At 69.6% G+C, this 26,010-nt stretch carries 24 protein-coding genes; 14 read left to right on the forward strand and 10 right to left on the reverse strand.

What is annotated here, in order from left to right:
• The first annotated feature begins 11 nt into the window (after positions 1 to 11).
• From ABZX37_RS36360 to ABZX37_RS36375, 4 genes are all read left to right on the forward strand, one after another.
• On the forward strand, positions 12 to 1,250 hold the full coding sequence (locus tag ABZX37_RS36360) for a hypothetical protein (protein ID WP_354747445.1): 1,239 nt from the start codon (positions 12 to 14) through the stop codon (positions 1,248 to 1,250).
• Between the two features lie 75 nt (positions 1,251 to 1,325).
• Positions 1,326 to 2,039, forward strand: a complete 714-nt coding sequence (locus tag ABZX37_RS36365) for an ESX secretion-associated protein EspG (protein ID WP_354747443.1) — start codon at positions 1,326 to 1,328, stop codon at positions 2,037 to 2,039.
• Between the two features lie 345 nt (positions 2,040 to 2,384).
• Positions 2,385 to 2,933 (forward strand): DUF3761 domain-containing protein, encoded by a 549-nt coding sequence (locus tag ABZX37_RS36370; protein ID WP_354747397.1) that lies wholly within the window; start codon positions 2,385 to 2,387, stop codon positions 2,931 to 2,933.
• Between the two features lie 122 nt (positions 2,934 to 3,055).
• A complete protein-coding gene (locus ABZX37_RS36375) occupies positions 3,056 to 4,459 on the forward strand; it encodes an MFS transporter (RefSeq protein ID WP_344272292.1) in 1,404 nt (467 codons plus the stop codon).
• A 13-nt stretch (positions 4,460 to 4,472) separates the two neighbouring features.
• Here ABZX37_RS36375 and ABZX37_RS36380 read toward each other — a convergent pair whose 3' ends face one another.
• From ABZX37_RS36380 to ABZX37_RS36395, 4 genes are all read right to left on the reverse strand, one after another.
• Positions 4,473 to 6,035: an acetolactate synthase large subunit gene (locus ABZX37_RS36380; protein WP_354747399.1), complete on the reverse strand. Its 1,563-nt coding sequence runs from the start codon at positions 6,033 to 6,035 to the stop codon at positions 4,473 to 4,475.
• Positions 6,036 to 6,040: 5 nt separating this feature from the next.
• On the reverse strand, positions 6,041 to 7,426 hold the full coding sequence (locus tag ABZX37_RS36385; protein ID WP_354747400.1) for an FAD-binding oxidoreductase: 1,386 nt from the start codon (positions 7,424 to 7,426) through the stop codon (positions 6,041 to 6,043).
• Between the two features lie 1,023 nt (positions 7,427 to 8,449).
• Positions 8,450 to 8,950, reverse strand: coding sequence for a DUF3830 family protein (locus ABZX37_RS36390; protein WP_354747402.1), 501 nt, complete (start codon positions 8,948 to 8,950; stop codon positions 8,450 to 8,452).
• Between the two features lie 3 nt (positions 8,951 to 8,953).
• Positions 8,954 to 10,210 (reverse strand): aminotransferase class III-fold pyridoxal phosphate-dependent enzyme, encoded by a 1,257-nt coding sequence (locus ABZX37_RS36395; RefSeq protein ID WP_354747407.1) that lies wholly within the window; start codon positions 10,208 to 10,210, stop codon positions 8,954 to 8,956.
• A gap of 94 nt (positions 10,211 to 10,304) precedes the next feature.
• On the opposite strand from ABZX37_RS36395, the gene ABZX37_RS36400 reads away from it, so the two are divergent.
• From ABZX37_RS36400 to ABZX37_RS36415, 4 genes are all read left to right on the forward strand, one after another.
• Complete coding sequence (locus ABZX37_RS36400) at positions 10,305 to 11,768, forward strand: NAD-dependent succinate-semialdehyde dehydrogenase (RefSeq protein WP_354747409.1); 1,464 nt, start codon at positions 10,305 to 10,307, stop codon at positions 11,766 to 11,768.
• Positions 11,765 to 12,820 carry a tartrate dehydrogenase gene (locus tag ABZX37_RS36405; protein WP_354747411.1) on the forward strand — a complete coding sequence of 352 codons (1,056 nt, stop codon included), beginning with the start codon at positions 11,765 to 11,767 and terminating at the stop codon, positions 12,818 to 12,820. Before ABZX37_RS36400 ends, ABZX37_RS36405 begins: the two co-directional genes overlap by 4 nt.
• Positions 12,821 to 12,892: 72 nt before the next feature.
• Positions 12,893 to 13,360 carry a DUF4262 domain-containing protein gene (locus ABZX37_RS36410; protein ID WP_354747413.1) on the forward strand — a complete coding sequence of 156 codons (468 nt, stop codon included), beginning with the start codon at positions 12,893 to 12,895 and terminating at the stop codon, positions 13,358 to 13,360.
• A 53-nt stretch (positions 13,361 to 13,413) separates the two neighbouring features.
• Complete coding sequence (locus ABZX37_RS36415) at positions 13,414 to 13,893, forward strand: GNAT family N-acetyltransferase (protein ID WP_354747415.1); 480 nt, start codon at positions 13,414 to 13,416, stop codon at positions 13,891 to 13,893.
• 5 nt (positions 13,894 to 13,898) lie between these two features.
• On the opposite strand, the gene ABZX37_RS36420 is transcribed toward ABZX37_RS36415, so the two are convergent.
• Positions 13,899 to 14,252 (reverse strand): MerR family transcriptional regulator, encoded by a 354-nt coding sequence (locus ABZX37_RS36420; RefSeq protein ID WP_354747417.1) that lies wholly within the window; start codon positions 14,250 to 14,252, stop codon positions 13,899 to 13,901.
• A gap of 27 nt (positions 14,253 to 14,279) precedes the next feature.
• Between ABZX37_RS36420 and ABZX37_RS36425 the strand changes: the two genes are divergently transcribed.
• Positions 14,280 to 15,122, forward strand: coding sequence for an amidohydrolase family protein (locus ABZX37_RS36425; protein ID WP_354747419.1), 843 nt, complete (start codon positions 14,280 to 14,282; stop codon positions 15,120 to 15,122).
• 125 nt (positions 15,123 to 15,247) lie between these two features.
• Here the strand turns inward: ABZX37_RS36425 and ABZX37_RS36430 are convergent, their stop codons facing one another.
• From ABZX37_RS36430 to ABZX37_RS36440, 3 genes are read right to left on the reverse strand one after another with little or no spacing between them, the layout of a single operon-like run.
• Positions 15,248 to 15,934 carry a GntR family transcriptional regulator gene (locus ABZX37_RS36430; protein ID WP_354747421.1) on the reverse strand — a complete coding sequence of 229 codons (687 nt, stop codon included), beginning with the start codon at positions 15,932 to 15,934 and terminating at the stop codon, positions 15,248 to 15,250.
• A 3-nt stretch (positions 15,935 to 15,937) separates the two neighbouring features.
• Positions 15,938 to 16,663: a maleate cis-trans isomerase gene (locus tag ABZX37_RS36435; protein WP_354747423.1), complete on the reverse strand. Its 726-nt coding sequence runs from the start codon at positions 16,661 to 16,663 to the stop codon at positions 15,938 to 15,940.
• A gap of 46 nt (positions 16,664 to 16,709) precedes the next feature.
• Entirely contained in the window at positions 16,710 to 17,450 is a 741-nt protein-coding gene (locus ABZX37_RS36440; protein WP_354747425.1) for an Asp/Glu/hydantoin racemase, read from the reverse strand.
• Positions 17,451 to 17,612: 162 nt separating this feature from the next.
• On the opposite strand from ABZX37_RS36440, the gene ABZX37_RS36445 reads away from it, so the two are divergent.
• From ABZX37_RS36445 to ABZX37_RS36455, 3 genes are all read left to right on the forward strand, one after another.
• Positions 17,613 to 18,560, forward strand: coding sequence for a D-2-hydroxyacid dehydrogenase (locus tag ABZX37_RS36445; RefSeq protein WP_354747427.1), 948 nt, complete (start codon positions 17,613 to 17,615; stop codon positions 18,558 to 18,560).
• Positions 18,542 to 19,924 carry an amidase gene (locus ABZX37_RS36450; protein WP_354747429.1) on the forward strand — a complete coding sequence of 461 codons (1,383 nt, stop codon included), beginning with the start codon at positions 18,542 to 18,544 and terminating at the stop codon, positions 19,922 to 19,924. Before ABZX37_RS36445 ends, ABZX37_RS36450 begins: the two co-directional genes overlap by 19 nt.
• A 61-nt stretch (positions 19,925 to 19,985) precedes the next feature.
• Entirely contained in the window at positions 19,986 to 20,471 is a 486-nt protein-coding gene (locus tag ABZX37_RS36455; RefSeq protein ID WP_354747431.1) for a MaoC family dehydratase, read from the forward strand.
• On the opposite strand, the gene ABZX37_RS36460 is transcribed toward ABZX37_RS36455, so the two are convergent.
• A complete protein-coding gene (locus ABZX37_RS36460) occupies positions 20,428 to 21,657 on the reverse strand; it encodes an MFS transporter (protein ID WP_354747433.1) in 1,230 nt (409 codons plus the stop codon). The two genes, ABZX37_RS36455 and ABZX37_RS36460, sit on opposite strands and share 44 nt — an antisense overlap.
• An 86-nt stretch (positions 21,658 to 21,743) precedes the next feature.
• On the opposite strand from ABZX37_RS36460, the gene ABZX37_RS36465 reads away from it, so the two are divergent.
• Positions 21,744 to 22,709 (forward strand): aldo/keto reductase, encoded by a 966-nt coding sequence (locus tag ABZX37_RS36465; protein WP_354747434.1) that lies wholly within the window; start codon positions 21,744 to 21,746, stop codon positions 22,707 to 22,709.
• Between the two features lie 4 nt (positions 22,710 to 22,713).
• On the opposite strand, the gene ABZX37_RS36470 is transcribed toward ABZX37_RS36465, so the two are convergent.
• Positions 22,714 to 24,081 carry a wax ester/triacylglycerol synthase family O-acyltransferase gene (locus tag ABZX37_RS36470; protein ID WP_354747435.1) on the reverse strand — a complete coding sequence of 456 codons (1,368 nt, stop codon included), beginning with the start codon at positions 24,079 to 24,081 and terminating at the stop codon, positions 22,714 to 22,716.
• Positions 24,082 to 24,264: 183 nt separating this feature from the next.
• Between ABZX37_RS36470 and ABZX37_RS36475 the strand changes: the two genes are divergently transcribed.
• Complete coding sequence (locus ABZX37_RS36475) at positions 24,265 to 25,908, forward strand: thiamine pyrophosphate-binding protein (RefSeq protein WP_354747437.1); 1,644 nt, start codon at positions 24,265 to 24,267, stop codon at positions 25,906 to 25,908.
• Positions 25,909 to 26,010 lie beyond the last annotated feature (102 nt).

Consider the following 26,010-nt stretch of genomic DNA (forward strand, 5'->3'; position numbering starts at 1 on the left):
CGGGGGCAGTGATGCCGGGCCAGTCGTTGAATGCCGCCGAGATCTACCAGCAGCTGACCACGGGCAAGGGATCCGAGTCGCTGGGGGAGACGCATCAAGCCGCGGACAAGCTGAGCAAGAGTTTGGAGCAGCGCGCCGCCCGGGTCTCGGCGCTGGCGGAGACGCTGAGCGGCGGGTTCAAGGGCGCAGCTTCGGACGAGGCGGTGTCGAATGTGTGTATGCCGTTGATGGCTGCCTCGATGGACGACAGCCTGCACCTCACGGCCGCCCGGACTGCTGCCAATGACCAGATGTCTGCGTTCCAGACCGCGAAGAACAGCGTGAAGCCGGTGTCTGCGGACAAGCCGGAGCTCACCGCAGCGGACCTCCTCGACTCGCTGAACGGCAACAGCGACGCCTATTCGGCGAAGGTGTCGAGCTGGCAGGCAGATGCGCAGAAGAACGTCGATGTGTTCACGGGCTACCACGGCGCGTCCGGCACGAACAGCGGGCGTGTGCCGGAGCAGTACTCGAGGCTGGAGGACACGGGCGCGGACGTCAGTCTCGCCAGCGCGGACGGCCAGCCGAAGCATCCGGCCCACGAGCCTCATCCGGGCGGAGGCTGGGACGGAGGCCCGCGACCCGGTCGTGATCACGAGACACCGGTTCCGGCGCCTACGCCCAGCCCGGTATCGACGCCGAGTCCGAAACCGGTGCCAGTCCCAGGTCCTGTACCGACGCCGAGTCCAGATCCGCGTCCGACGCCGATTCCGTCACCAGGACCTGGTCCCTCGCGTCGGCCCATCGAAGAGCCGCCGATCCTGCCGCCCGGCGACGGGCGTCACCCGAGGGACCTCGACGACGAGAGGACGAGGAAGGAGTCGTGGCCCGAGCCAGGACCGACGCCGGGTCCTCCGCGCTATCAGCCTGGTCCGCCGCTGAATCCGATCGATCTCGGGCAGGGCAACGGCGTCGGCGGTGGCGGATTCGGTCCCTTGGGTTATTCGCCGGGCGGCAGCGGTGCAGGCGATTCCGGTGGTTCCCGAGGCGGCCTGGGCTGGGGCGGCGAACCGGGCGCACGCGGATCGGGTACGGCAGCGAAGAACAGCGCCGCGATGGGCGGCGGAATAGGCGGAAAAGGCAGCAAAGGCGAGGAAGACAAGGAGAAAAAGGCTCCGTCTTACCTCCAGGAAGCTGACCCGGACGGCCTGTTCGGCGGCAGCGAAGTGCGGCCGACGCCGCCAGTCATCGGCGAACGTCCGCAGCGTTAGGGCGAGTTGAGGGGGGAGGAACAGGCGGTGCTGACACGCACAACCGAGGTTAAGCTGAGCACGTTGACTGGTGCGATGAAGAGTTGTGGACTCGACGGCATGCATCCGGTGCTGGTCGGTGACATTCGCTTTACCACCGACTCGACAGGCGCCGGGATGAACGAGGCCGTGCGCGGCGAACTGGCAGAGCTCGGCCTGTTGCGGGGCAGCAGGATCGCCGATGAGTTCGAAGAAGTGCTCTATACGCTGGCGCGGGCCGAGATCGAGTACGTAGCGCACGTCGTGAACCAAGGGGAGCGGTACGGTGTTCTGGTCGCGGTCCGCGGCCGGACCTGCATTGCTGCACTGTGCGATGGGGACCGGGTGTTGCTGAAGCAGCCGTCTCCCACTCGCTCGGCTGGGTATGCGCTGGCAACGAACCTGCCCGACTACCGGGCCGCGCAAGTGGCGACGTTCTCGCTGCCGCAGGACGAGTTCCGTTCCGACGGTGGTGACGGCCGTTACGACACAGGGGAGCGGCGGCCGCGCGAGGCACTGGAGATCGACGCTCTGTTCCGGGCACCCCGTTACGGTCTCGGCGAGATCACCCTTGCGGCGCGCGGGCGCGATGGACATCGCCGCGCCGCAGACGGGCAACTGAGCTACCTGGACACTGCCAGCGGCCGGGTGGCGTTTGAGATCTCCGGGCCACCGCGCAATCGGTACCTGACAGTGATGCCTGGAGAAACGGAACTGCTCGCAGCCAAGATCGACTGGCTTCGCGCGGGCCTGGACGACCTGAAGAGGTAGGCGTGCAAGCGAAACAGCCCCGGACACCTCGTGGAGTCCGGGGCTGACGCTTGTGCTCACTCGCCGAGTTGGATCAGATTGTCGTGGATGACATCGTTGATCGGCCTCTCCGAAGCCACTGTGAGGCCGCCCGTTGCAGCCCAGCCTTTGGCAACCGGCCTTGGTATCTATTCGGTCTGTCGGAACGTTCTGCCGTAACGGGATTGAGAGGTCTTGACCCAGTACGGCGGGCGACTGGAATTCGTTCTCTCTCCGTCACCGACCGAGTGGTCTGCGCAACCGCTGTAACAGTTTTCCGCGGATTCCCGACCTCGTCCATTGTCTGGATTGCGAGGGAGGTTCCGCATGATGCGTAAACTGTGGATGGCTTTGGCCGCGGGCGTTGTGGTCGCTGGGTGCGGGGCGGCTCCCGCTCCAGTCGGGAACCCGGCTCCGGTCGTGCAGAGCAGCGTCACGAGCGAGTATTCGCCGCCGACTACGACCTATAGCGCGCCGGAAGCGCCCACGACGTCAGTCGCGCCTCCGGAGACCACGCAGCAGGAGGTCGCGCCACCGACCACTGCGGCTCAACCGAATGCGGTGCCGAAAGCCCAAGCCGCGCCGAAAGCCCAAGCTGCGCCGAAAGCCCCGGCCGCGCCGAAAGCCCCGGCTGCGCCGAAGACCCAAGCTGCGCCGAAGACCCAAGCCGCTCCGCCAGCGCAAGCAGCCGCGCCGAATCCCGCGCCCGCCGAGTGCGGTGCCGACTACTACCGCAACTCCTCCGGAAACTGCGTCCACCGCCCGGACTCGAATCCCTCCGGCGCGACCGCGCAGTGCAAGGACGGCAGTTACAGCTACAGCCAGCACCGTTCCGGTACCTGCTCCGGCCACGGCGGCGTCAAACAGTGGCTGTGACCCAAGCAAGCGCTGGGCCGAACGGACCAGTCCGCTAAGTCGGATCGATCACGAATCGACCGTTCCTTCCGCCCCGACCGGTAGCGTGCGAATCCGGTACGGCATACGGAACGGGGGACGTGGTGGCACGGGCAGGCGCGCGGCCGATCATCGTGGTGCTCGCCTCGTGCGGGCTGGTCGCTTCGTTCATGCAGACGCTGGTCATCCCGTTGATCCCGGCGTTCCCGAGACTGCTGAACACGACGCCGACGGACGCGTCGTGGGTCGTCACCGTCACGCTGCTGGCCGCGGCGGTGTGCACCCCGGTCGCTGGGCGGCTCGGCGATCTTTACGGCAAGCGCCGCGTGCTGCTCGTGAGTCTCGCCGTGCTGATCGCCGGGTCCGTGGTTTCGGCGCTGACCAGTTCGCTCGCGCTGATGATCGTCGGCCGCGGGCTGCAGGGCTGCGCGATGGGCGTCATCCCGCTCGGCATCAGCATCATGCGCGACGAACTTCCGCCGGAACGCGTCAGCGGCGCGATTTCGCTGATGAGCGCGACGCTCGGGGTCGGCGGCGCGATCGGGTTGCCGGTCGCGGCGATCGTGGCCGAGCACGCGGACTGGCACGTGCTGTTCTGGGGCGCGGCCGGACTCGGGCTCGGTTGTGCGCTGCTGATCCTGCGGTTTGTTCCGGAATCGCCGGTCCGCACGCCCGCGCCGTTCGATTTCCTTGGCACGCTCGGGTTGATCGTCGGTCTCACGAGCCTGTTGCTGCCGATCGTGAAGGGCGGCCAATGGGGTTGGGGCAGCCCGGCGACGCTCGGGTTCGCCGCGACCGCCGTCGTTGTTCTCGCGGCTTGGGGCTGGTATCAGCTGCGCCGTCGTGACCCGCTGGTCGATCTGCGCGTTTCGGCGCGACGGCCGGTGCTGTTCACGAACCTCGCGTCGGTGCTCGTCGGCTTCGCGATGTACGCGATGTCGTTGTCGTTCCCGCAGTTGCTGCAGGCACCTTCGGCGACCGGCTACGGCCTCGGGCTCAGCATGGTGGAAGCCGGTCTGTGCCTCGCGCCGAACGGCCTGGTGATGATGGCGCTGTCCCCGGTTTCCGCGCGGCTTACCAACCGCTACGGCGCCCGCGTCACGCTCATGACCGGCGCGACCGTGATCGCGGTCGGCTATGTCTTCGCGATTTTCCTGATGGCCAACGCGGTCGAGCTGATCATCGCGTCGGTGATCATCGGCGCGGGCGTCGGAATCGCTTACGCCGCGATGCCCGCGCTGATCATGAGCGCGGTGCCGGTCACCGAAACGGCGTCGGCGAACGGGCTCAACTCGCTCATGCGTTCCGTCGGCACCTCGACCTCCAGCGCCGTGATGGCCACGATGCTGGCCCACCTGACGATCACCGTCGGCTCGTTCACCGTGCCGTCGCTCGCCGGTTTCCGCGCCACATTCGCGGTCGCCGCCGTCGCGGCGGTGGCCGGGCTGGCGTTGACCGCGGTGGTGCCGCGGTTCCGTGCCGCCAGCCCGGAACTCGCCCGGGTCTAGAGCCTCACGAGTATCAGAGCAGCGGCGGAACAGCCACGTCGATCAGGTGCGGCCCCGGCTCGCCCACCGCGCGCCGGAACTGCTCAGCCAGCTCCTCCGCCGTCGTCGCCCGGGTCGCCGGAACGCCCATGCCCTCGGCGATCTTCGCGAAATCCAGGTCCGGACGGCCGATGTCCAGCAGGTCCTTCGCGCGCGGGCCGTCGCCGGACGCACCGACGCGCTGCAGTTCCATCCGCAGGATCGCGTACGCGTTGTTGTTGAGCACCACCGTGGTCACGTCGAGGTTCTCGCGCGCTTGCGTCCACAGCGCGGAGATCGTGTACATCGCGCTGCCGTCGGATTCGAGGTTGATCACCGGCCGCCGCGGAGCCGCGATCGCCGCGCCGACGGCCACCGGCATGCCGTAGCCGATCGCGCCGCCGGTCAGGGTCAGCACGTCGTGCCGCGGCGCGCCCGCCGTCGCGGCGGGGAGCATGAGGCCGGACGTGTTCGCCTCGTCGACGATGATCGCGTTCTCCGGCAGCAGCGCGCCGATCACGTCGACCCAGTTCTGCACGGTGATCGGACCGCTCGGCAGCTCCGGCCGTCCGGCGGCCTGCAGGACCGGCTCGGTGTCCGCGGCGACCAACGCGGCGACCGCTTCCAGCGCGGCGGCGACGTCCTGGCCGACCGTCGAAAGGACGTGGACTTCCGCGCCTTCCGGGGTCAGCTCGCTCGGCATGCCGGGGTAGGCGAAGAACGACACCGGCGCCCGCGTGCCCGCGACGATCAGGTGCTTGATCCCGTCCAGCTGGTACTTGGCCTGTTCGGCGAGATAGCCCAGCCGTTCGATGTTCGGCAGACCGGCGCCGCGCTCCAGCCGCGCCGGGAAAGTTTCGGCGAGCGCCTTCGCTCCGGTCGCGGCGGCGATCCGGCTGGTCGCGCGCAAACCGGCTTCGTGGCAAGCAGATCCGCCGACCAGCAACGCCACCGGCTCGCCGCTGCGCAGCACGTCCGCGATCTTCTGCACGGTCGTCGCGTCGACCGTCTGCGGCACGCGCGGCGGGATCGGCTCGCACGTTTCGCCGCCCTCGCCCCACGACGCGTCGGCGGGAAGGATCAGCGTCGCGACCCGGCCCGGTGCGTCCTGCGCCGCCGCGACCGCCGCCGCGGCGTCCGCGCCGACGTCCTTCGTGTGCCCGGACCGGCGCACCCAGCCTTCGAGCGAGCCCGCGATGGCGTCGATGTCCGACTCCAGCGGGGCGTCGTACTGCTTGTGATAGGTGGCGTGGTCGCCGATCACGTTGACCACCGGCGTGTGCGCGCGGCGCGCGTTGTGCAGGTTCGCCAGGCCGTTCCCCAGGCCAGGGCCGAGGTGCAGCAGCGTCGCGGCGGGCTTGCCGGCGACCCGCGCGTACCCGTCCGCGGCACCGGTCACGACGCCCTCGAACAGCGCGAGCACGCCGCGCATTTCCGGCACCGAATCGAGCGCGGCGACGAAATGCATCTCCGAGGTGCCGGGGTTGGAGAAGCACACGTCGACCCCGCTGTCGACGAGCGTGCGGATGAGGGACTGGGCGCCGTTGAGCGTGCTCACTGTGCTCACTTTCCGGTTTGCGCGAACAGGACGCCGGGGTTCAGGATCCCGGCCGGGTCGAAGCTGTCCTTGACGCGGTGCAGCAGATCGAGCTTCACCGGGTCTTCCAGCTTGGCGTAGTACTTCGTCTTGGTGCGGCCGAGGCCGTGCTCGCCGGAGATCGCGCCGCCCAGTTCGTAGGCGTAGCCGAAAATGTCGGTCAGCAGCTGCGAGCGGGTGTCCGGGTCCTTGCAGAAGATCGCCAGGTGGACGTTGCCGTCGCCGGCGTGCCCGCAGCCGATCGCGCCGCCGCCGGTCGCCATCGCCAGCTCGCGGGCTTTGGCCAGGAACTGCGGCATCGCGGTGCGCGGCACCACCACGTCGATCACGTCGTCCGCGCCCGCGGCTTTGGCGTTCCAGAAGGCTTTTTCGCGGGCCTCGATGAGCTTGCGCGCGGCTCCGCCTTCGAGCACGTACGCGTCGGTCGCGCCGAGTTCGACCAGCAGTTCGCCGAGCGCTTCGACGTCCTCGCCGAGCCGGTCGGCCACCCGGTTTTCCAGTGCCACGGCCAGATACGCCTGGGTCCGGTCGCGGATTTCGGCCGGGACGCCCAGTTCGAGCTTGTCGTTGTAGACCATCGCGGCCATCGTCATGTTGTCGATGTACTCGAGGATCTGCGGCGCGAGTCCGCTCGCGGCGATCTTCGGCACCGCCGCCATCACCTGTTCGAAATCGTCGAACGGGGCGAGCACGGTCGCGCCGTGCGGCAGCCGCGGCTGCAGTTTCACGATCACCTCGGTCACCAGCGCGAGGGTGCCCTCCGAGCCGATGATCAGCTGGGTGAGGTCGTAACCGCTGGAAATCTTCGACATCCGGCCGCCGACGCGGATGATCTCGCCGGTCGCGAGCACCGCCTGCAGACCCGAGACGTTGCCGCGCGTGATGCCGTAGCGGATCGCGCGCATGCCGCCGGCGTTGGTGCCGACGGTGCCGCCGACGCTCGCGCTCAGCTCGCCGGGATAAACGGGGTAGGTGAGGCCGTGCTCGGCGGTCTTCGCGTCGAGTTCGGCCAGCGTGACGCCCGGCTGGACCACGGCGACGTGGTTGCCGGTGTCGATCTCGAGCACCGAGTTCATCCGCTCGAACGAGACGACCAACCCGCCCTCGACCGGCCGCGCCGCGGCGGACAGCCCGCTGCCGGACCCGCGTGCGGTCACCGGGATGCCCTCGGCGGAGGCGATCTTCAGCAGCGCGGAGACCTCTTCGGCAGTCGCCGGCTTCGCGACGTACGCCGGTTTCTGGCCGGGCGTGCTGAGCGCCTCGTCGTGCGCGTAATCGTCGGAAATCGCGTCACCGGTCAGCAGGTTCCCAGCTCCGACGGCACCTGCCAGCTGTGTTGCGATCTCGCTCATGCCACTCCCTCGTGCGCGCGCGTACGTCAAGGCCGAAGCCTAGCCGTTCTGTCACCGGGCTGGCCATGAATAGTTTTCACGTTAGCCGACGGAGGGCGGGCACGAAAAAGGCCACGCCGCGGCGTGGCCAGGGGGAGAACCCAAGCAGGGACCGGCCCGCGCCAACAGGCCGGCCCCTGGGTTAATCCTCGGTGCCGGTCAGACGAGCCAGCCGAGCACGTGCGCCAGGTGGGCGAGCAGACCCGAGATCAGGTCGTGGCCGTGGTGCACGTGCTGGGTGAACATCTGCATTGAGGGGCTCCTTGTTCGGATTTGTTCTTCCTTGGTGCTCTCGCGAGGAGCCAACGCAGATTTCCACCGGCGCGCTCGCGGTGTCAAAACGCGGTTTTCCCTGTGCTGGCAAGGAATCAGCGGCCGAAGAATCTTCCCATGTTAAACATGTAAGGCTTTCGGGTTTGTCGCCGGGGGTGCACTGTGGACTCTTCGCCACGGTTCGTAGCGAACGCCGGGTCCGATCACCCTGGGTAGCAGACGCGCACTGCGGCAACCGGGCGGCGTCGCCCCTCGAACCGGTGAATGCGAAGCCACGATTGGTGAGTTGCCGAGGTTCACACCGCCGGGTGATCATCGGGCCTGGATCCCTTGTCCGGCAGGGGATTCCAGGCCGCTTTCATGATCGCGGAGGGTTAACCCGGCTTCACTCTGGCGGAACAATCTGGCCCGATGGGGTTTTCTTGGGTGCGGGTGCGGGTGCGGGTGCGGAGTCGGCGGTGCGCGAGGGTGCTGCCCTGCCGGTGGATCCGGCGTGCGGCGGAAGTACGTGAGGGGAACCCTCACGGAATCAGATTCCGTGAGGGTTCCCCTCACGTACTTCCTCGGGGCCCGCCTCGCCAACCGGTGCTGGGCACTGCCCTGGCGAGCCATGCGCCACCGAAGGTCGCGCGCCAATCCGGGGGCTCGTGAGTGTTCATCCCGATTGGAACCGGGATGAACACTCACGAGCCCACCTGCCCGCCGGACCCGTCAGTCCGCCCGGGCGAACGACAGCGTCTCGCCCTCCACGCCGCGCAGCCACAGATCCTGCGCGGCCGCGGCCATCTCGGACAGGCCTTCCTCGATCGTCGCGAACACGTTGCCGGGCACCCAGCCCGCGTCGCCGTTGATCAGGAGGTTGTTGCGGCCGTAGAAAATCGCGAGATCCGTGGCACCCTGGTCGCTGTGGGCCTCGCTGCCGTCGTCGTAGCCGTACGCCGGATTGCCGATTTCCCATGCCTCGAATCCGAAGTAGACCACGTCGCCGGGAATCGGCGTGATGGTCGGATTCTCGCGGCCCGGCTTCGGCTCGGCGAAGGGCGGTACGAGCGTGTAGACCTCGTTGCGCGCGTACTTCGCGTGGTAGGCCGAACCGCTCTGCGGCAGTGCGTCCCACACCGCCTTGCAGGTGCGGGGTGCTTCGTCGTCGAGCAGCCGGGCGCGGCAGGTGATGCCGCGCTTGTCGAGGCTGATGGTGATGTAGCGCGCCATGCCTCAGCTCCCCGTGACCGACGAGACGACTTCGCCCCAGATACGGAGGGCGTCGTCGACCTGTTCCGCGTTGACGACCAGCGGCGGCACCATGCGCACGACGTTCGAGTACGCACCACAGGTAAGCAACAGCAGCCCGCTCTTGGCAGCCGCCTGCTGCGCGGCCTGCGCAGTGGCCGTGTCCGGTTCGCCGTCCGCAGTGGTGAACTCAGTGCCCACGAGGAGCCCGAGACCGCGTACGTCGCCGATAGCCGGCGTCTTGTCCGCGACGACGCGCGCGCCCTCGAGAAGCTGACGCCCGCGCTCCGCGGCGTTCTCGACCAAGCCTTCGTCCTGGATGACATCGAGCGTCGCGACAGCCGCCGCACACGACACCGCGTTGCCGCCGTACGTGCCGCCTTGCGAACCCGGGTACGCCTTCGCCATCAGCTCTTCCGAAGCGGCGATGCCCGACAGCGGGAAGCCGCTGGCGAGGCCCTTCGCGATCAGCACGACGTCCGGGTGGACGTCGAAGTGGTCGTGGCCCCAGAACTTGCCGGTGCGGCCGAAGCCCGCCTGCACCTCGTCGAGCACCAGCAGGATGCCGTGCCGGTCGGCGCGTTCGCGCAGCCCGGCCATGAACGCGGTGTTCGCGGGAACGTAGCCGCCTTCGCCGAGCACCGGCTCGATGAAGAACGCGGCCGTCTCGTTCGGCGCGGAGACGGTCTGGAAGAGGTAGTCGAGCTCGCGCAGGGCGAACTTCGTGGCCGTTTCCTCGTCCCAGCCGTAGTGGTAGGCGTACGGGAACGGCGCGACGTGCACGCCGGACATCAGCGGCGAGATGCCCGCGCTGAACCGCGTGCCGGAGGTGGTCATGGTCGCCGCGGCGACCGTGCGGCCGTGGAAACCGCCCTGGAACACGATGACGTTCGGCCGCTTCGTCGCTTGCCGCGCCAGCCGCAGCGCGGCCTCCACGGCCTCGCTGCCGGAGTTCGCGTAGAAGAGCGAATCGAGCCCGGACGGCAGCACTTCGCCGAGCTTGCGGGTCAGTTCGAGCAGCGGCTTGTGCATGACGGTCGTGTACTGGCCGTGCACGAGCTTGCCGATCTGTTCGCGCGCGGCTTCGACCACGCGCGGGTGACAGTGCCCGGTGCTGGTCACCCCGATGCCCGCGGTGAAGTCGAGATGACGTTTCCCGTCCACGTCGTAGAGGTAAACCCCTTCACCGTGGTCGACGACGACGGGCGTTGCCTGCTTGAGCAGCGGGGACAGCTGGGCCATGCGGCGCCCTCCTGGGATGCGGGTGGAGACGGTTGTCGATTGTTGACAATATCCATAGCATGAGTTCGGGACAACAGGAACAGGAGCGAGCTGGATGAGCGGGATCACCGAGAACGGCGTCGTGGGCGCGGTCGGCAAGGAACTCTTCATCGGCGGCAAGTGGGTCGCCGCGCGCAGCGGGAAGACCTTCGACGTGCAGGACCCCTCCACCGGAGAGGTGCTGTGCCAGGTCGCGGACGCCGGGCCGGAAGACGGTCTCGCGGCGCTCGACGCGGCGGTCGCGGCACAGTCCGGCTGGGCGGCGGTGGCGCCCCGGGAGCGCGGCGAGATCCTGCACCGCGCGTACGAGAAGCTCATCGAACGCCGGGACGAGCTGGCGCTGCTGATGACCCTCGAGATGGGCAAACCGGTCGCCGAGGCCGCCGGCGAAATCACTTATGCCGCCGAGTTCTTCCGCTGGTTCGCCGAGGAAGCGGTGCGGATCGACGGCGGCTACGCGGTGGCCCCGAACGGCTCGGGCCGGTTCCTGATCACGCGCCAGCCGGTGGGTCCGACGCTGCTCATCACGCCGTGGAACTTCCCGATGGCGATGGGCACGCGCAAGATCGGCCCGGCCGTCGCCGCGGGCTGCACGATGGTGATCAAGCCCGCCGCGCAGACGCCGCTGTCGATGCTCGCGCTCACTCAGATCCTCGCCGACGCCGGGCTGCCCGAGGGCGTGCTGAACGTCGTCACCACCAAGGACGCGGGCGGCGTGATGGAGCCGCTGATCCGCGACGGACGCGCGCGCAAGCTGTCGTTCACCGGGTCGACCGGGGTCGGGCGCAAGCTGTTGGAGCAGTGCGCGGAGAAGGTGCTGCGCACGTCGATGGAACTGGGCGGCAACGCGCCGTTCGTCGTGTTCGACGACGCGGACCTGGACGCCGCGGTCGAAGGCGCGATGCAGGCCAAGATGCGCAATATCGGCGAGGCATGCACCGCGGCGAACCGGTTCTACGTGCAGCGCGGCGTGGCCGAGGAGTTCTCTCGCAAGCTCACCGAGCGGATGCAGGCGCTGCCGATGGGCCGCGGCACCGACGAGGGCGTCGTGGTCGGTCCGCTCATTGACGAGGCCGCGGTGAAGAAGGTGACCGAGCTGGTCAAGGACGCCACGGACAAGGGCGCTCGGGTGCTCACCGGCGGCTCGCGGGTCGACGGTCCGGGGCACTTCTACCCGGCGACCGTGCTCACCGACGTGCCGGTCGACGCTCGGCTGGCCAGCGAGGAAATCTTCGGCCCGGTCGCGCCGATCACGCCGTTCGACACCGAGGACGAGGCGGTCGAGAAGGCCAACGACACCGAATTCGGCCTGGTGTCCTACCTGTTCACCAGCGACCTGAAGCGCGCGCTGCGGGTGTCGGAACGCTTGGAGGCCGGGATGATCGGCCTCAACCAGGGCATCGTGTCCAACCCGGCGGCTCCGTTCGGCGGCGTCAAGCAGTCCGGTCTCGGCCGCGAGGGCGGCACGGTCGGCATCGACGAGTTCCTGGAGACCAAGTACATCGCGGTGAGCCTGTGACACACCGGATTGCGAGCATCCCGGGCGACGGGATCGGGGTCGACGTCACGATCGAAGCGCGCCGGGTCCTCGACGCGGCGGCGGCGAAGTACGGCTTCTCCTTGGAGTGGACCGAATTCGACTGGAGCTGCGAGCGGTACGCGAAGACCGGCGCGATGATGCCCGAGGACGGTGTCGCGCAGCTGTCGGGCTTCGACGGCATCCTGCTCGGCGCGGTCGGCTTCCCCGGCGTGGCGGACCACGTTTCGTTGTGGGGCCTGCTGATTCCGTTGCGGCGGGCGTTCCAGCAGTACGTCAACCTGCGGCCGGTCCGGCTGCTGCCGGGGACGTCCTCGGTGCTGGCCGGGCGGAAGGCCGACGAGCTGGAAATGGTGATCGTCCGGGAGAACTCCGAGGGCGAGTACTCGGAGATCGGCGGACGGCACAACGCCGGGCGGCCGGACGAGTTCGTGCTGCAGGAGTCGGTGTTCACGCGGGTCGGGGTGGAACGGATCATCCGGTACGCCTTCGACCTCGCGCGCACGCGTTCGCGGCACGTCACCTCGGCGACCAAGTCCAACGGGCTGATCCACTCGATGCCTTACTGGGACGAGATTTTCGCCGAGGTCGCCGCGCGGTACCCGGACGTCCGCGCGGAACAGTGCCATGTGGACGCTCTCGCCGCGCGGATGGTGCAGGCCCCCGACCGGCTCGACGTGGTGGTGGCGTCGAACCTGTTCGGCGACATCCTGAGCGACCTCGCGGCCGCGATCACCGGCGGACTGGGCATGGCGCCGTCCGGAAACATCAACCCATCAGGTGACTTTCCGTCGATGTTCGAGGCGGTCCACGGCAGTGCTCCGGACATCGCCGGACAGGGCATCGCGAACCCGGTCGCGCAAATCCTCGCCGGGGCGATGCTGCTCGATCACCTCGGGGAAACCGTTGCCGCGCAAGCGATCCGCGCTTCGGTCGACGAGGTGCTGACCGCGGGCGAAACGCTCACCCCCGACCTCGGCGGAACCGCTACCACAACCTCGCTCGGCGCCGCGGTGGCTGATTCGCTCCGCTGATTTTTCGTCGGTGCCGCGAGGTTCACTCTTCCCTGACCCGGTCGGCGGGTCCCCGAGGGGAGGAGGGCACCGATGTGCCAGATGTGCGAGGAACCGGAAAGATCCGAGGAGCAGTACCTGATCGAGGTGCTGGACCGGATCCGGGAATACGGATGGTGCGTCCAGGGCGTGCAGGGGCCAGGTTCCCGGCCGCCCTGGGCGTACACCGCGGGCCTGACCGTGCGAGGCCTGCCGGAACTGGTCGTCACGGGATTGTCGTTGCACGAAGCGGCATACGTGCTCAACGCCGGGGCTGAGCACATCCTGCACACCGGCCCGCCGGAACCTGGCGACCAGTGGCTGCTGCCTCGGCTGCCCGCGCTGGAAGTCGTGAAGCTCAGCGCCCCCGCGACGCATCTGCACATCGCGGTTTGCTGTTATGGCACCGGAATCGAAGCCATGCAGCTGGTCTACGCCGATCCCGCGGGCCGGTTCCCGTGGTCGCCGCAGTACAACTTCGGCCTCGGCGGACAGCCCGTGCTGGGGGTGCGTCATGCCTGAGTTTTTCTTGCTGCGCCAGGGTTTTTCGTACTTTCGCCCGGTAGAATCGGACCATGCCCGAACTTCTGGCCCCCACCGTCCGATTGCGTCGCGCCTGGCTGGAAGCACACGCCGAATGGGGTCCAGGGCTGCACGAGGACGGCTTCGGCCTCTCGGCGTCGGACGTGGTCGATTCTCCCGCTGGCTTCGCCGCCTGGGTGGATTCCTTGACGCAGGACCGCGCTCTGTACCGCTGGCTAGTCGAGGACGGACAGGTGCTCGGCGGGATCGCCTTGCGCTCCGGCCCGGCGGAGTACGTGTCGTGGGCCGGGCACATCGGCTTCGGCATCCGCCCGTCGGCGCGCGGCCGCGGTCTGGCTTCTTGGGCATTGCGCGAGATGCTGCCCGAGGCCCGGGAGCTGTCGCGGGTGCTCTTGGTGTGCGCGGGAGAGAACCTGGCGTCCGCCAAGACGATCGAACGCGCGGGCGGGGTGCTGGACGAAGTACGCCAGACCGAGCACGGACCGGTGCGGCGCTACTGGATCACGACCTGAGCTGTTCAGCTGGCGCGTTCCGTCACCGCGATAGCCTCGCGAAGCGTTCGCTGCGCCTGAGCGAGGTCCGCCGCCCGGCGGTCGAGTTCGGTGAGTTGTGTGCGCAGCGCGCCCAGCACTCCCGGGCACGGGCGCAGCGAACCGTCGGCCTCGGCGCACGGCAGCATCCGTTTGATCAGGCTGGTCGGCAGCCCGGCCGCCAGCAACGCGCGAATCTGCCGAACGGTCCGCTCGGCGGCGGGAGCGTAGTCGCGGTAACCGTTGGGCCGCCGGTCCGCGGTCAGCAGGCCGACACGCTCGTAGTACCGCAGGAGCCGTTCGCTCGTGCCGGTGCGCTCGGCAAGCTGCCCGATCCGCATCGTCCCTCCGCTGAGCTTGACCTTGGCATGGTGTCAACGTTCAACACTGGCTCCGGCGGCCGCATTCCGCGCGCCCAGGACAACCGGGGGTTTCCGTTGATCATCGACGCACACAGCCACGTCCACGACCCCGTGCACCAGCACCTCGCCCTGCTGGACGAGGCCGGGGCCGACCGCGCCGTGCTGTTCGCGACCAGGCCGCATCCAGAACGAGCCACGGATCTGGCTTCGTTCCACCGGGAAATGAGCGTGCTGGACGCCGCGCTCAACGGTGCGCCCGGCGACGGCTATCAGTCCGCCTGGCAAGAACTCGAATCCGCGCTGGCCGCACATCCCGGCCGGTTCCTGGGCTTCCGCTCAGTCCGCCTGGACCGGTCCGGAGACCAGCTGGCCGCGGAGGTCGATCAGGTCGCCAGGGGTTTCCACGGAATCGGCGAACTGACCCCGGCCCCTGGCGCGGCCGCCCGGATCGAACCGGTCCTGCGGGCAGCCACCGACCACAATGGACTCCCGGTCGTCGTGCACGGCTCTGCCCCGACCACCGAAGCCGATCTGTCCACGCTGGCGGCGCTGGCCCGCCGCTACCCGGCCGTGCCGCTGGTGATCAGCCAACTGGGCGGCGCGCATTGGCTCACCGCGATCGACCTGGCCCGCGAAACGCCGAACATCTACCTGGAACTGTCGACGGCCAGCATCGTCTTCGCCGTCCGGCTCGCGATCAACGAGCTCCCGGACCGCACGATGTTCGGTTCGGACGCGCCGTACGGCGACCCCGTCCTGTCCCGCGCGACGATCGAACGCGTGACCCCGCCCGGAGAACTGCGAGACCGCGTCCTCGGCGGCACGATGGGGGAGGTGCTGGGGCTGTGAACTTCGCACCCGACAGAAAGGCACCCGCCATCGCAAGGCGCGCTGCCGCCCGGAATCTGGCGGCTCGTGCGTGTTCCTGCCTGTTGGCACCGGCATCGCCACTCATGAGGGCCGTGCTCCGCGCCTCACCCAGCCGCCGCGACCCCGTCCTTCAAGCTCCTCCCCGGAAGCAGCCGGCTGATCGCGTCCTCCATATGCGCGTCCAGCAAGCGCAGCGCCGTCTCCTCGTCGCCCGACCGCAGGGCTTCGATGATCCGCGTGTGCTCCTCCAGCCGATCCTCCACGCCCTGATACGTGCTCTGCAGCAACGTCAGGCACATCCGCGTCTCGATCAGCAACGTCCGGGCCATCCGCATCAGCCGTTTGCTGCCGGAAGCGTTGATCAGCGCCTCGTGAAACCGGAGGTCCGCCTCGGACAACGCGGCCGGATCGTCCGCGGCGGCAGCCATGTCGGCGACGTTCTGCTCCAGGACGGCAGCCACCGCCTCGCGGTCGCCGCGGAAGGCGCACAGCAGGGCGGCTCTTTCCACCGCGGAACGGGCGAGATAGATGTCGAACACGTCCGTCGGTTCGAGGTCGATCACGAACAGGCCCCGGTGGCGTTCGCTGCGCAGCAGGCCCTCGGACACGAGGTGCTGCATCGCCTCCCGCAGCGGGCCGCGCGAGACCTGGAAGCGGGCGGCCAGGTCGGTTTCGCCGAGCTGGGTGCCCGGCGGCAGCGCGCCGGTCATGATCGCGTCGCGCAGCTGGCGCGCGATCACCGCCGCGGTCGATTCCCGGCTCACCGGTTCTATGTCAGGCAGTGCGACCACGGGTCAGCCCCTCGTCCGGAACAACGCGCCCAGCGAACGCACCAGCCGGGTCGAGCCGGTCAGGCGCAGGCCTTCCCAGATGGTCACCTGGTTGGCGGTCAGCACCGGCTTGCCGAGCTTCTCCTCGATCGCGGTGATCTCGCCGAGCGTGCGCATCGCGGTGTCGGGCACCAGAACCGCGTCGGCGTCCGGGTGGTCGTGGCTTACCGCCAGGTCGACGACGGCCTCGGGCGCGAGCTGGCCTACCTCGGCGGCGGTGTCGATGTCGGCGCTCGACATCGAGAGCACCTCGACGCCTCCCGCGGCGAGGAAGTCCACGAACAGCCGCGCGACGTCGTCGGGGTAGCTCGCGGCCACCGCGACTCGTTGCACGCCAAGGGCTTTCGCCGCGTGCACGAAGGCGAACGACGTGCTCGACGCCGGGACCCCGGCAACCGCACCGAGCTGGTCGGCCTGGGTGCGCGCGCCGTCCCAGCCGTACACGAAGCTGCCGGACGTGCAAGCCCACACCACCGCTTCCGGCTGGTGCTTCGCGAGCAGCCGGGCGCCTTCGGCGAGCCGGGCTTCGCTGCCGAGGTCGAGCAGCTCCGGCACCGCGTGCAGGTCGGTGCCGTAGATGTGCGCGACCGGCAGGCTGATGTCGCCGTCGGAGCCGCCGAGAAGCTGTTCCGCGAGCGGGTAGTCGTCCTCGGCCGCGTGGTCGGGGTAGATGAAGCCGATCGTGGTCACGAAACCTCCGGGATGCGCAAATTGTCGACAATATTAGCGGGAGGGGTCAAGACACCTCCCGCAGCCACTGGCCGGGACCCACGATGGGCAGCCGCATCCGGCGCAGGCAGGCCCACATGGTCAGCTGGTTGGCGGTCAGCACGGGTTTGCCGAGCGCCTTCTCCAGCGGTTCGATCAGGTCGAACGTGGGGAGGTTGGTGCAGCTGACGAAAATCGCCTCGGCCTCGCGGTGGTCCGCGGCCAGGATCCGCTCGGCGATGGTGCGGTAGCTGACCTTCCAGATGCCGCCGCCCAGTCCGAGGTGGTCGCTGGACACGGTGTCCACGCCGACCTCGGCGAGGAAGTCGTGGAGTTTGCCGGTGAGGTCGGCGTCGTACGGCGTGAGCACCGAGACCCGGTGCAGGTCGAGTTGGTGCAGCACCTCGACGAGGGCACCGGAGGTGGTGACCGCGTCCGGCGCGCCCGCGTCGCAGATCGCCTTGGTGAGGGAGCGTTCGTAGTCGATGCCGTTCACGAAGCTGCCGGAGGTGCACAGGTACGCGACCACCTCGGGCTCCACGTGCAGCACGTCGCGCGTGGCCGTGGCGAGGTGTCGGCTGTCGCTCACCAGCTGGGCCATTTCCATGCTCACCGGGACTGGTTCGTACGGGGTGCGGGCGAGGTGCAGCGACACCTCCATCGGCACCCAGCGCCACAGTTCGCGCTCGAGCGCGAGGTCGAACGGCGCGATCACGCCGATGCCGCGCTGGGCTAGCGGGCCCTCGAACGCGAGGAAGTCCAGATCCAAGGTTCAGCCTCCGGAATACGCCTGTGCGGATGCCCGTCCGGTGCTCCGGGGGTGGTCCTCGGATTGTTGACAATCATACGAGCCACTTTTACCGTGTCAATCGTGATCGCCCCGGAAACCCCCGTACTGGCAGTGCTCTGCGGGGCAGACCAACCACCGGACATGGCCGCTATCGAAGACGCGGCGGTAGTTCGTTACACCGACGAGCGCGGCCTCGCCGGTGCGCTGGCCGGAGCCGACGCGCTTTTTGTCTACGATTTCCTTTCCGGTGCGGTTCCGGGGGCCTGGCCCGCGGCGGACCGCTTGCGGTGGCTGCACATCGCGAGCGCCGGCGTCGACCCGGTGCTGTTCCCGGGGCTGCGCGAGAGCGACGTCGTGCTCACGAACTCGCGCGGGGTGTTCGACGACGCCATCGCGGAGTACGTGCTCGGCGTCGTGCTGTCGTTCGCCAAGGACTTCGCGCGTTCGCTCGACCTGCAGCGCGCCGGCACGTGGAAGCACCGCGAGAGCGAGCGGATCGCCGGGCGGGAGGTGCTGGTGGTGGGCACCGGACCGATCGGAAAGGCCATCGCGCGGATGCTGCGCGCGGCCGGGATGCGCGTGTCCGGGGCGGGCCGGCGGGCCCGGGTCGGGGATCCGGATTTCGGCGTCGTGCGCGAATCCGCCGAACTGGCGCGGTATTTGCCCGAGTTCGACTATGTCGTCGCGGTCGCGCCGCTCACCGATCAGACCAAGGGCATGTTCGACGCCGCCGCGTTCGCCGCGATGAAACCGTCCGCGCGGTTCGTGAACGTGGGCCGCGGCGAACTGGTGGTCACGGCCGATCTGATCGCGGCCTTGCGGGCGGGCGAGATCGCCGGGGCCGCGCTCGACGTCTTCGAAACCGAGCCGCTGCCCGCCGAAAGTCCACTGTGGACCATGCCGGACGTCCTGCTGTCCCCGCACATGTCGGGCGACTTCATCGGCTGGCGGCGGACCCTGGTCGAGGTGTTCGCGGGGAACTTCCGGCGCTGGGTCGCCGGGGAACCGCTGTGGAACGTCGTGGACAAACGGCTCGGCTACGTGCCGTCCGAATCGCAGGGAGGCGCCGGATGGGCGACCGGGAACTGACCGCCAGCGAACTCGTGGCCGCCTACGCCACCGGCGAACTGTCGCCGGTCGAGGCGACGAAGAGCGCCCTGCGGAACATCGAGGACCGCGACGGCGAGATCAACGCCTACTGCCTCGTCGACGCCGACCGCGCGCTCGACCAGGCGAAAGCGGCCGAGGCCCGCTGGCGCGACGGGAATCCGATCGGCGCGCTCGACGGCGTCCCGGCGTCCATCAAGGACATCTTCCTCACCCAGGGCTGGCCGACGCTGCGCGGTTCCACGAGCATCCCGGTGGACCAGCCGTGGGAGGTCGACAGCCCGGTGATGGCGCGGATGCGCGAGGCGGGCCTCGTCGTGCTGGGCAAGACGACCACGCCGGAGATCGCGTGGAAGGGCGTCACCGACAGCGCGCTCGCGGGCATCACGCGCAATCCGGTGAACCCGCGGATGACGGCGGGCGGGTCCAGCGGCGGCAGCGCGGCCGCGGTCGCGGCGGCGATGGGCGAGCTGTCGGTCGGCACCGACGGCGGCGGTTCGGTGCGGATTCCCGCGTCGTTCTGCGGGATCGTCGGCATGAAACCGACCCACGGCCGGATCCCGCTGTTCCCGGCGAGCCCGTTCGGCCCGCTCGCGCACGCCGGGCCGATGGCGCGCTGCGTGGACGACACGGCGCTGCTGCTGGACGTCCTCGCGCTGCCGGACCACCGCGACCCGACCGGGCTCGCGCCGCCGATCAGCGCCTACCGCGAGGCGGTGCGGCGCGACGTGCGCGGGCTGATCGCGGCGTACTCGCCGGCGCTCGGTTTTGTCGACGTGGACCCGGAGATCGCGGCGATCGTCCAGTCGGCGGTGCAGTCGCTCGCCGACGCCGGGCTGCAGGTGGAGCAGGCCGATCCCGGCTTCGCCGACCCGAAGGACGCCTTCGACGTGCTGTGGTCGGCGGGCGCGGCGAAGTCGCTCGACGCGTTCCCGCCGGGCAGCGAGCCGCGGGTCGACCCGGGCCTGCGCCGCGTGTGGGAACGGGGCCACACCTACTCCGCGGGCGATTACCTCGACGCCACCGCGGAACGCGCCGCGCTCGGCATCCTGATGGGCGAGTTCCACACCCGCTACGACGTGCTGCTCACGCCGACCGTCCCGATCCCGCCGTTCGAGGCGGGCCACGACGTGCCGCCGGGCAGCGGGATGAGCGAATGGCCGGAGTGGACGCCGTTCACCTACCCGTTCAACATGACGCAGCAGCCGTCGATCAGCGTCCCGGCCGGGCGCACCGAATCGGGCCTTCCGGTGGGCCTGCAGATCGTCGGCCCCCGGCATTCGGACGACCTGGTGCTGGCGGTGGCGAAGCTGCTGGAGGAGGTCCGGCCCTGGGCCGCGCCGTGACACTCGGCGGGCAGACGCAAGTCACGTTTTCCAGCCGAAAAGCTGTGGCAGGCTGTCGCGTATGACCGAGTTCACCGCGCCCATCGACGACCGCTGGTTCGAGGACTACCCCGAGGGATCGGTGTACGAGTTCGGCGACACGACCGTCACCGAAGCGGAGATCATCGAGTTCGCCGAAAAGTACGACCCGCAGAGTTTCCACGTCGACCCGGCGGCGGCGAAGGAGGGCCCGTTCGGCGGGCTGATCGCGAGCGGCTGGCACACGTCGAGCCTGATGATGCGGCTGTTCGCCGACCACTACCTCTCGTCGGTCGCGAGCCTCGGCAGCCCCGGCGTCGACGAGCTGCGCTGGCCGCGTCCGGTGCGGCCGGGGGACCGGCTGCGGATGCGGGCGACCGTCACCGAGGCGCGGCTGTCGAAGTCGAAGCCCGATCGCGGCCTCGTGCGCACCCGGATGGAACTGTTCAACAGCGACGACGACCTGGTGTTCAGCGCGAGCGCGGTCAACTTCCTGTCGGTACGGCCGGAGCCGCGGTCCGGTTCGTGAGCTGCCGGATCTCGCGGCTGCACAGCGCGAGCCCGGTCGAAACCAGGATCAGCACCCCGCACGCGACGAGCACCGGCTCGCGGCCGAAGTGCTGCACGAGGGGACCCGCCGCGATCTGCCCGAGCGGCATCGCGGCGAGTGAACCCAGCATGTCGTAGGAGTACACGCGGGCGAGCTTGTCGGGCGGGATGTGTTCCTGCAGCGAAACGTCCCAGGCGACGCTGAACTGCTCCATCGCCAGCCCGGCCGCCAGCATCGCGATCAGCAGCGGGACGAGCGACGGCCACCAGCCGAGTGTCAGCACCGGCAGCGCTTCCACCGTCACCAGCAGCACCCCGACGAACAAGGCGTGCCGCGGCCGCCAATGCGCGGCGACGATTCCGCCGACGAGCGCGCCCGCGGTCTGCATCGCCAGCGCCAGTCCCCAACCGGACCGCCCGAACGTCTCGTCCGCGACGACCGGCCCGATGACCACGAGCGTGCCGAGCCCGGCGGCGTTGACGAAGGCGAACTGCGCCACCACCACCCACACCCAGGCGCGGGACCGGAACTCGTGCCATCCGGCGACCAGATCGGCGATCGGCCGTGCGCCCGGAACCCGATCGGCGCGCGGCAGCCGGACGGCGTGATAGGCGAGCGCGGCGGCGAAGAACAGCAGCGCGTTCACCGCCAGCGCCCAGCCGGATCCGGCCGCCGCCACCGCGACCCCGGCGACTCCGGCTCCGGCGATGCGCCCGCCGTTGACCAGCAGCCGCAGCAACGCGTTCGCCGGAGCCAGCAGGTCTCGCGGCACCGTCTGCGGGGTGATCGCCGCCGACGCGGGCAGCGACATCGCCGCGACCGCCCCGTTGACCACGCTCAGCGAGATCAGGAACGGGACCGAACCGAATCCACAAAGGACACTCGCGGCGATCAGCGCCTGGCTGAGCCCGGCCGCGATCTCGGTGCCCTGCAGGATCACCGCGCGCGGCAGCCGGTCCGCGAGCACGCCGCCGAAAAGCAGCAGCAGGATGCCCGCCAGCGACCGGACCCCGACGACGAGCCCGAGATCGACCGCCGACCCGGTGCGGTCGAGCACCGCGAACGCGAGCGCGACCGGAGCGACCGAGTTGCCGAAGGTGCCGAGCGTCCGCCCGGCGGCGAGGGCGCGGAAACTGCGGTGCCGCAACGGCTCCAGGAGGCTCACCTCGCGAGCATCCTCTGATTGTCAACCGAATAATCAGCAGTTGAGAACGCTCGGCGACGGCAAGCGAAGAGTGCTGTGCTCGACGCATGCGGACGACGACCCTTGGCCGCAACGGCCTCGAAGTCTCCCGGATCGCCTTCGGCACCGGCGGGTTCGGCGGTCAGTGGGGCGGCTTCGACGAGGACACCGCGATCGCGGCGATCCGGCGCGCACACGAACTAGGCATCACCCTCTTCGACACCGCCCGCGCCTACGGCACCGCCGAAGCGCTCCTGGGCAAAGCGTTGCGCAGCGAGCTGGACCACCGCCGCGACAGCGTCGTCATCGCCACCAAAGGCGGGACGAACCCCGGTTCCGAACGCATCCGCGATTCGCGTCGGGCATGGCTTGCCCAAGGAGTCGACGAGAGCCTGCGCGCGCTCGGCGTCGACCACCTCGACCTCTACCAGATCCATTGGCCCGACCCGTGCACTCCTGCTGCCGAGGTCGCCGGGACGCTGCGGGAGTTCGTGGACGCGGGCAAGATCCGCCACGCCGGAGTGTCGAACTACGACTCCGCGCAGCTCAGCGCAGTGCACGAGACGGTATTGAACGAGACGGTGGAAACCGTGCAGGTGCCCTACCACCTCTTCCGTCGCGGCGCGGAAACCGATCCGCTCCCGTACGCCCGCGCGCACAACATCGGCGTGCTCGCCTACAGCGCGCTCGGCAGCGGTCTGCTCACCGGGTCGCTGACCTCCGAGACCGTCTTCGACCCGTCGGATTGGCGATCGCGTTCGTCCGCTTTCCGCGGGGACTCGTTGCGGCACAACCTGAAGATCGTCGATCAGCTCGCCGCTTTCGCCAAGGAGAGGGACGCGGAGGTGAGCCAGCTGGCCATCGCGTGGACGCTGGCGAAGGTCGACGTCGCCATCGTCGGCGCCCGCCGCCCAGCCAGCATCGAGAAGAGCGCGACCGGCCTTCAGCTCACCTCAGCGGACCTCGCCGAGATCGACCGCATCGTCGCCCAAGCCGTCCAGGTCGGCGGAGCCAGCCCGGAAGGCATCGACTGACCGGCTACCCCCGCGTCGCGAATTCCAGCTCGGCGAGCGCCGTGTCCAGATGCGTCAGGATCCGCTGCAGGTGCGGGACGCTGCGCCGGCACCCGGTGACACCGAAGTCGAGGTTGTCCCCGTTGCTGGTCAGCGTGATGTTCAGGGCCTGCCCGTCGAGCAGCACCGACGCCGGGTAAATGCCGTCGAGGGCCGCGCCGTTCCAGTACATCTGCTTGCGCGGGCCCGGGACGTTCGAGATCACCAGGTTGAACGGCGGCCGTGTGTTGCCGACGACGCCGGGGATCGGCGACGCGCCCAGCTGGGCCACGTTGATCCCGGACAGCAGCAGCGTCTGCAGCGGCGACAGCTGCGAGAACAGCTTCTTGCCGTTCGACATCGACTCGGAGATCGCGGCCAGCCGCTGCGCCGGGTCGGTCAGGTCGGTGGCCAGGTTGCACAGCAGCGCGCCGATGTTGTTGCCGGTCGCGTCGCCGGTGTCGCGGCGGCGCAGCGACACCGGGACCATCGCGACCAGCGGCGCGTCCGGCAGCGCGCTCTGTTCGATGAGGTAATCGCGCAGCGCGCCGGAGCACATGGCGAGCACGACGTCGTTGCGGGACACGCCCGCGGCGGTCGCGACCTCGCGCACCCGGTCGAGCGGCCAGGACTGCGCGGCGAATCGGCGCGCGCCGCCGATCGGCACGTTCAGCATCGTCTTCGGCGCCTGCATCGGCAGCGTGAGCCGGTGCTCGCGGAACGCCTCGCGGGCCACCTTCGCCGCGGCCGGCGCGATACCCGCGACCTGCTCGAACGTCTTGCCCACCAGGGCGAACGGAGACGCCGGGGCGCGGCCGTTGCGGTGCGCGGCGGGCTTCTCGCGCGAACCCCACGGCGGCGGGCAGTCCAGGTCGGCCGGGTCGTCCGACAGCGTTCCCTGCAGGTGCCGCAGCGCCGAAACGCCGTCCATCAGCGCGTGGTGGATCTTCGAGTACACCGCGAACCGGCCGTCGCGCAGTCCTTCGATGAGGTGCGTTTCCCACAGCGGCCGGTGCCGGTCGAGCAGCGTGCTGTGCCAGCGCGAGGTGAGTTCGAGCAGTTCGCGGATCCGGCCCGGCTGCGGAAGCGCGGAATGCCGGAAGTGGTAGTCGAGCTCCAGATCGGTGTCGCGCGACCAGCGCACGTGCCCGACGGTGTTCACCGGACGGCTCGGCCGCATCCGGAACACGCCGCGCATGTTGTCCGATTCCAGCAGGTTCCGGCGGAGGTCGCGCAGGTAGTCCTCGCCCGCGCCCTCGGGTTTGCGGAACAGCTGGAGCCCGCCGACGTGCATCGGGTGTTCGCGGGTCTCGACCATCAGGAACATCGAGTCGGTCACCGGCATCAACGGCATTGCGCCACCCCTTTCCGCCGCCGTGGGGACCTCGGCGTCCCCGGCCCCCGGAGTGTACGCACGAAAAAGGCGGTGTCTCAGATCTCGCGGCCAGGTGGGGGACAACGGGGCGGCGCGGCGATGACAAACCCTGTCCGGTGACGTGTCTGCGGCTGCTTACGGGGGGCGGATACCATCGCTGGCGTGGCAGGACGGACTGGAGCTCAGCAGCTGGGGGACGCGCTCACGGCTCTCGGGACCGAGGTGGTGTTCGGCCTGCCGGGAGTCCACAACCTGCCGCTGTGGGAGGCGTTGGCGGGCACCGGGATCCGGCTCGTCAACGTCCGGCACGAACAGACCGCGGGATACGCCGCCGACGGTTATGCCCGCAGGACGGGAAAACTCGGCGTCGCGCTGGTGACCACCGGCCCCGGCGCGGCGAACACGCTCGGCGCGGTCGGCGAAGCGATGGCGTCGGCGGCCCCGGTGCTCGTGATCGCCACGGACATCCCGTCGACGCTGCGCCGTCCGGGTGTCGTGCGCGGGGTGCTGCACGAAACTTCCGACCAGCAGGCGATGTTCGCGCCGGTCACCAAGGCGGGGTTCACCGTGCACCGCGCTGATCAGATCGGCACGACGCTGCACCGCGCCGCCCGGCTCGCGCTGATGCCGCAAAGCGGCCCGGTGTATTTGGGCATTCCGACCGATTTCCTCCGGGAGACCACGCCGCCGCGCGAACCGCCCGCGCCGCCCGCCGAACGCGTGCTCGACCTGCCGGACCTGCCTCGCGCGTCGGAGCTGCTGGCGTCCGCGCGCCGTCCGCTGATCTGGGCGGGCGGCGGCGCGCTGCGCTCCGAAGCCGGGGAAGCGATCGGGCAGCTCGCGCAGCGGCTGGCCGCGCCGGTGCTCACCACGTTCGGCGCGCGCGGCCTGCTTCCGCTCGAACATCCTTGCCTGGCCCCGAATCCGGTGCACGCGCCGGAGGTCGGGCAGCTGTGGGACGAGGCGGACGTGGTGCTCGCGATCGGCACCGACTTCGACGGCCTGATGACGCAGAACTGGCAGATGCCCGCGCCGCCGAAGCTGATCGCGATCAACGTCGACGCGGGCGACGCGGCGAAGAACTACCGGCCGGACGTCACCCTGGTCGGCGACGCCCGCCGCGTCGTCGAATCCCTGCATCCGGAAACGCGCCCCGGCCTGGACGAGCTGACCGCGCGGCTGGCCGGCATCGGCCGCCGGGTGCGCAGGCGCATCCGCGACGAGGAACCGCAGGCCGCCGACTTTCTGTCCACTTTGGAGGAAGTGCTCCCGGCGGACGGGACGATCGTCACGGACATGTGCGTCGCCGGGTACTGGATCGGCGGCTTCCACCGGGTCCGCGCGCCGCGGCGGCTGGCGTACCCGATGGGCTGGGGCACGCTCGGCTACGGCTTCCCGGCGTCGCTCGGCGCGGGCGCGGCGGCCGAGGCGACCGGCGGCGGTCGCGTCCTGTGCGTCACCGGCGACGGCGGTTTCCTTTACGCGGTAGGGGATCTGGCGACGCTCGCCGAGGAACAGCTGCCGGTGACGGTCGTGGTCGTGGACGACGGCGGCTACGGCATGCTGCGTTTCGACCAGGACCAGGAAGGCCTGCCGCATCGCGGAGTCGACTGGGACAGCCCGGATTTCGTCGGGCTGGCCCGCTCGTTCGGCGTGCACGCGGACCGGGTGTCCGGCTTCGGCCGCGCGTTTCGCCGGCTGCTGAGCGAATTCGTGGAATCGGACGAGCCGAACGTGCTGGTGGTGCGCGCGAAGCTCAAGCCGCCGCTGAACACTTCGCCGCGGTGGTACCGGAAACGTCCGTGAGGGGAACCCTGAGGGACTCTGATTCCCTCAGGGTTCCCCTCACGGACGTCAAAAGTCCGCACCCGCACCCCGATCCGAAGATCACACGTCTGAAATCCAGTC

The organism is Amycolatopsis sp. NPDC004079 (genome assembly GCF_040610415.1).
GTDB lineage: Bacteria > Actinomycetota > Actinomycetes > Mycobacteriales > Pseudonocardiaceae > Amycolatopsis > Amycolatopsis halotolerans.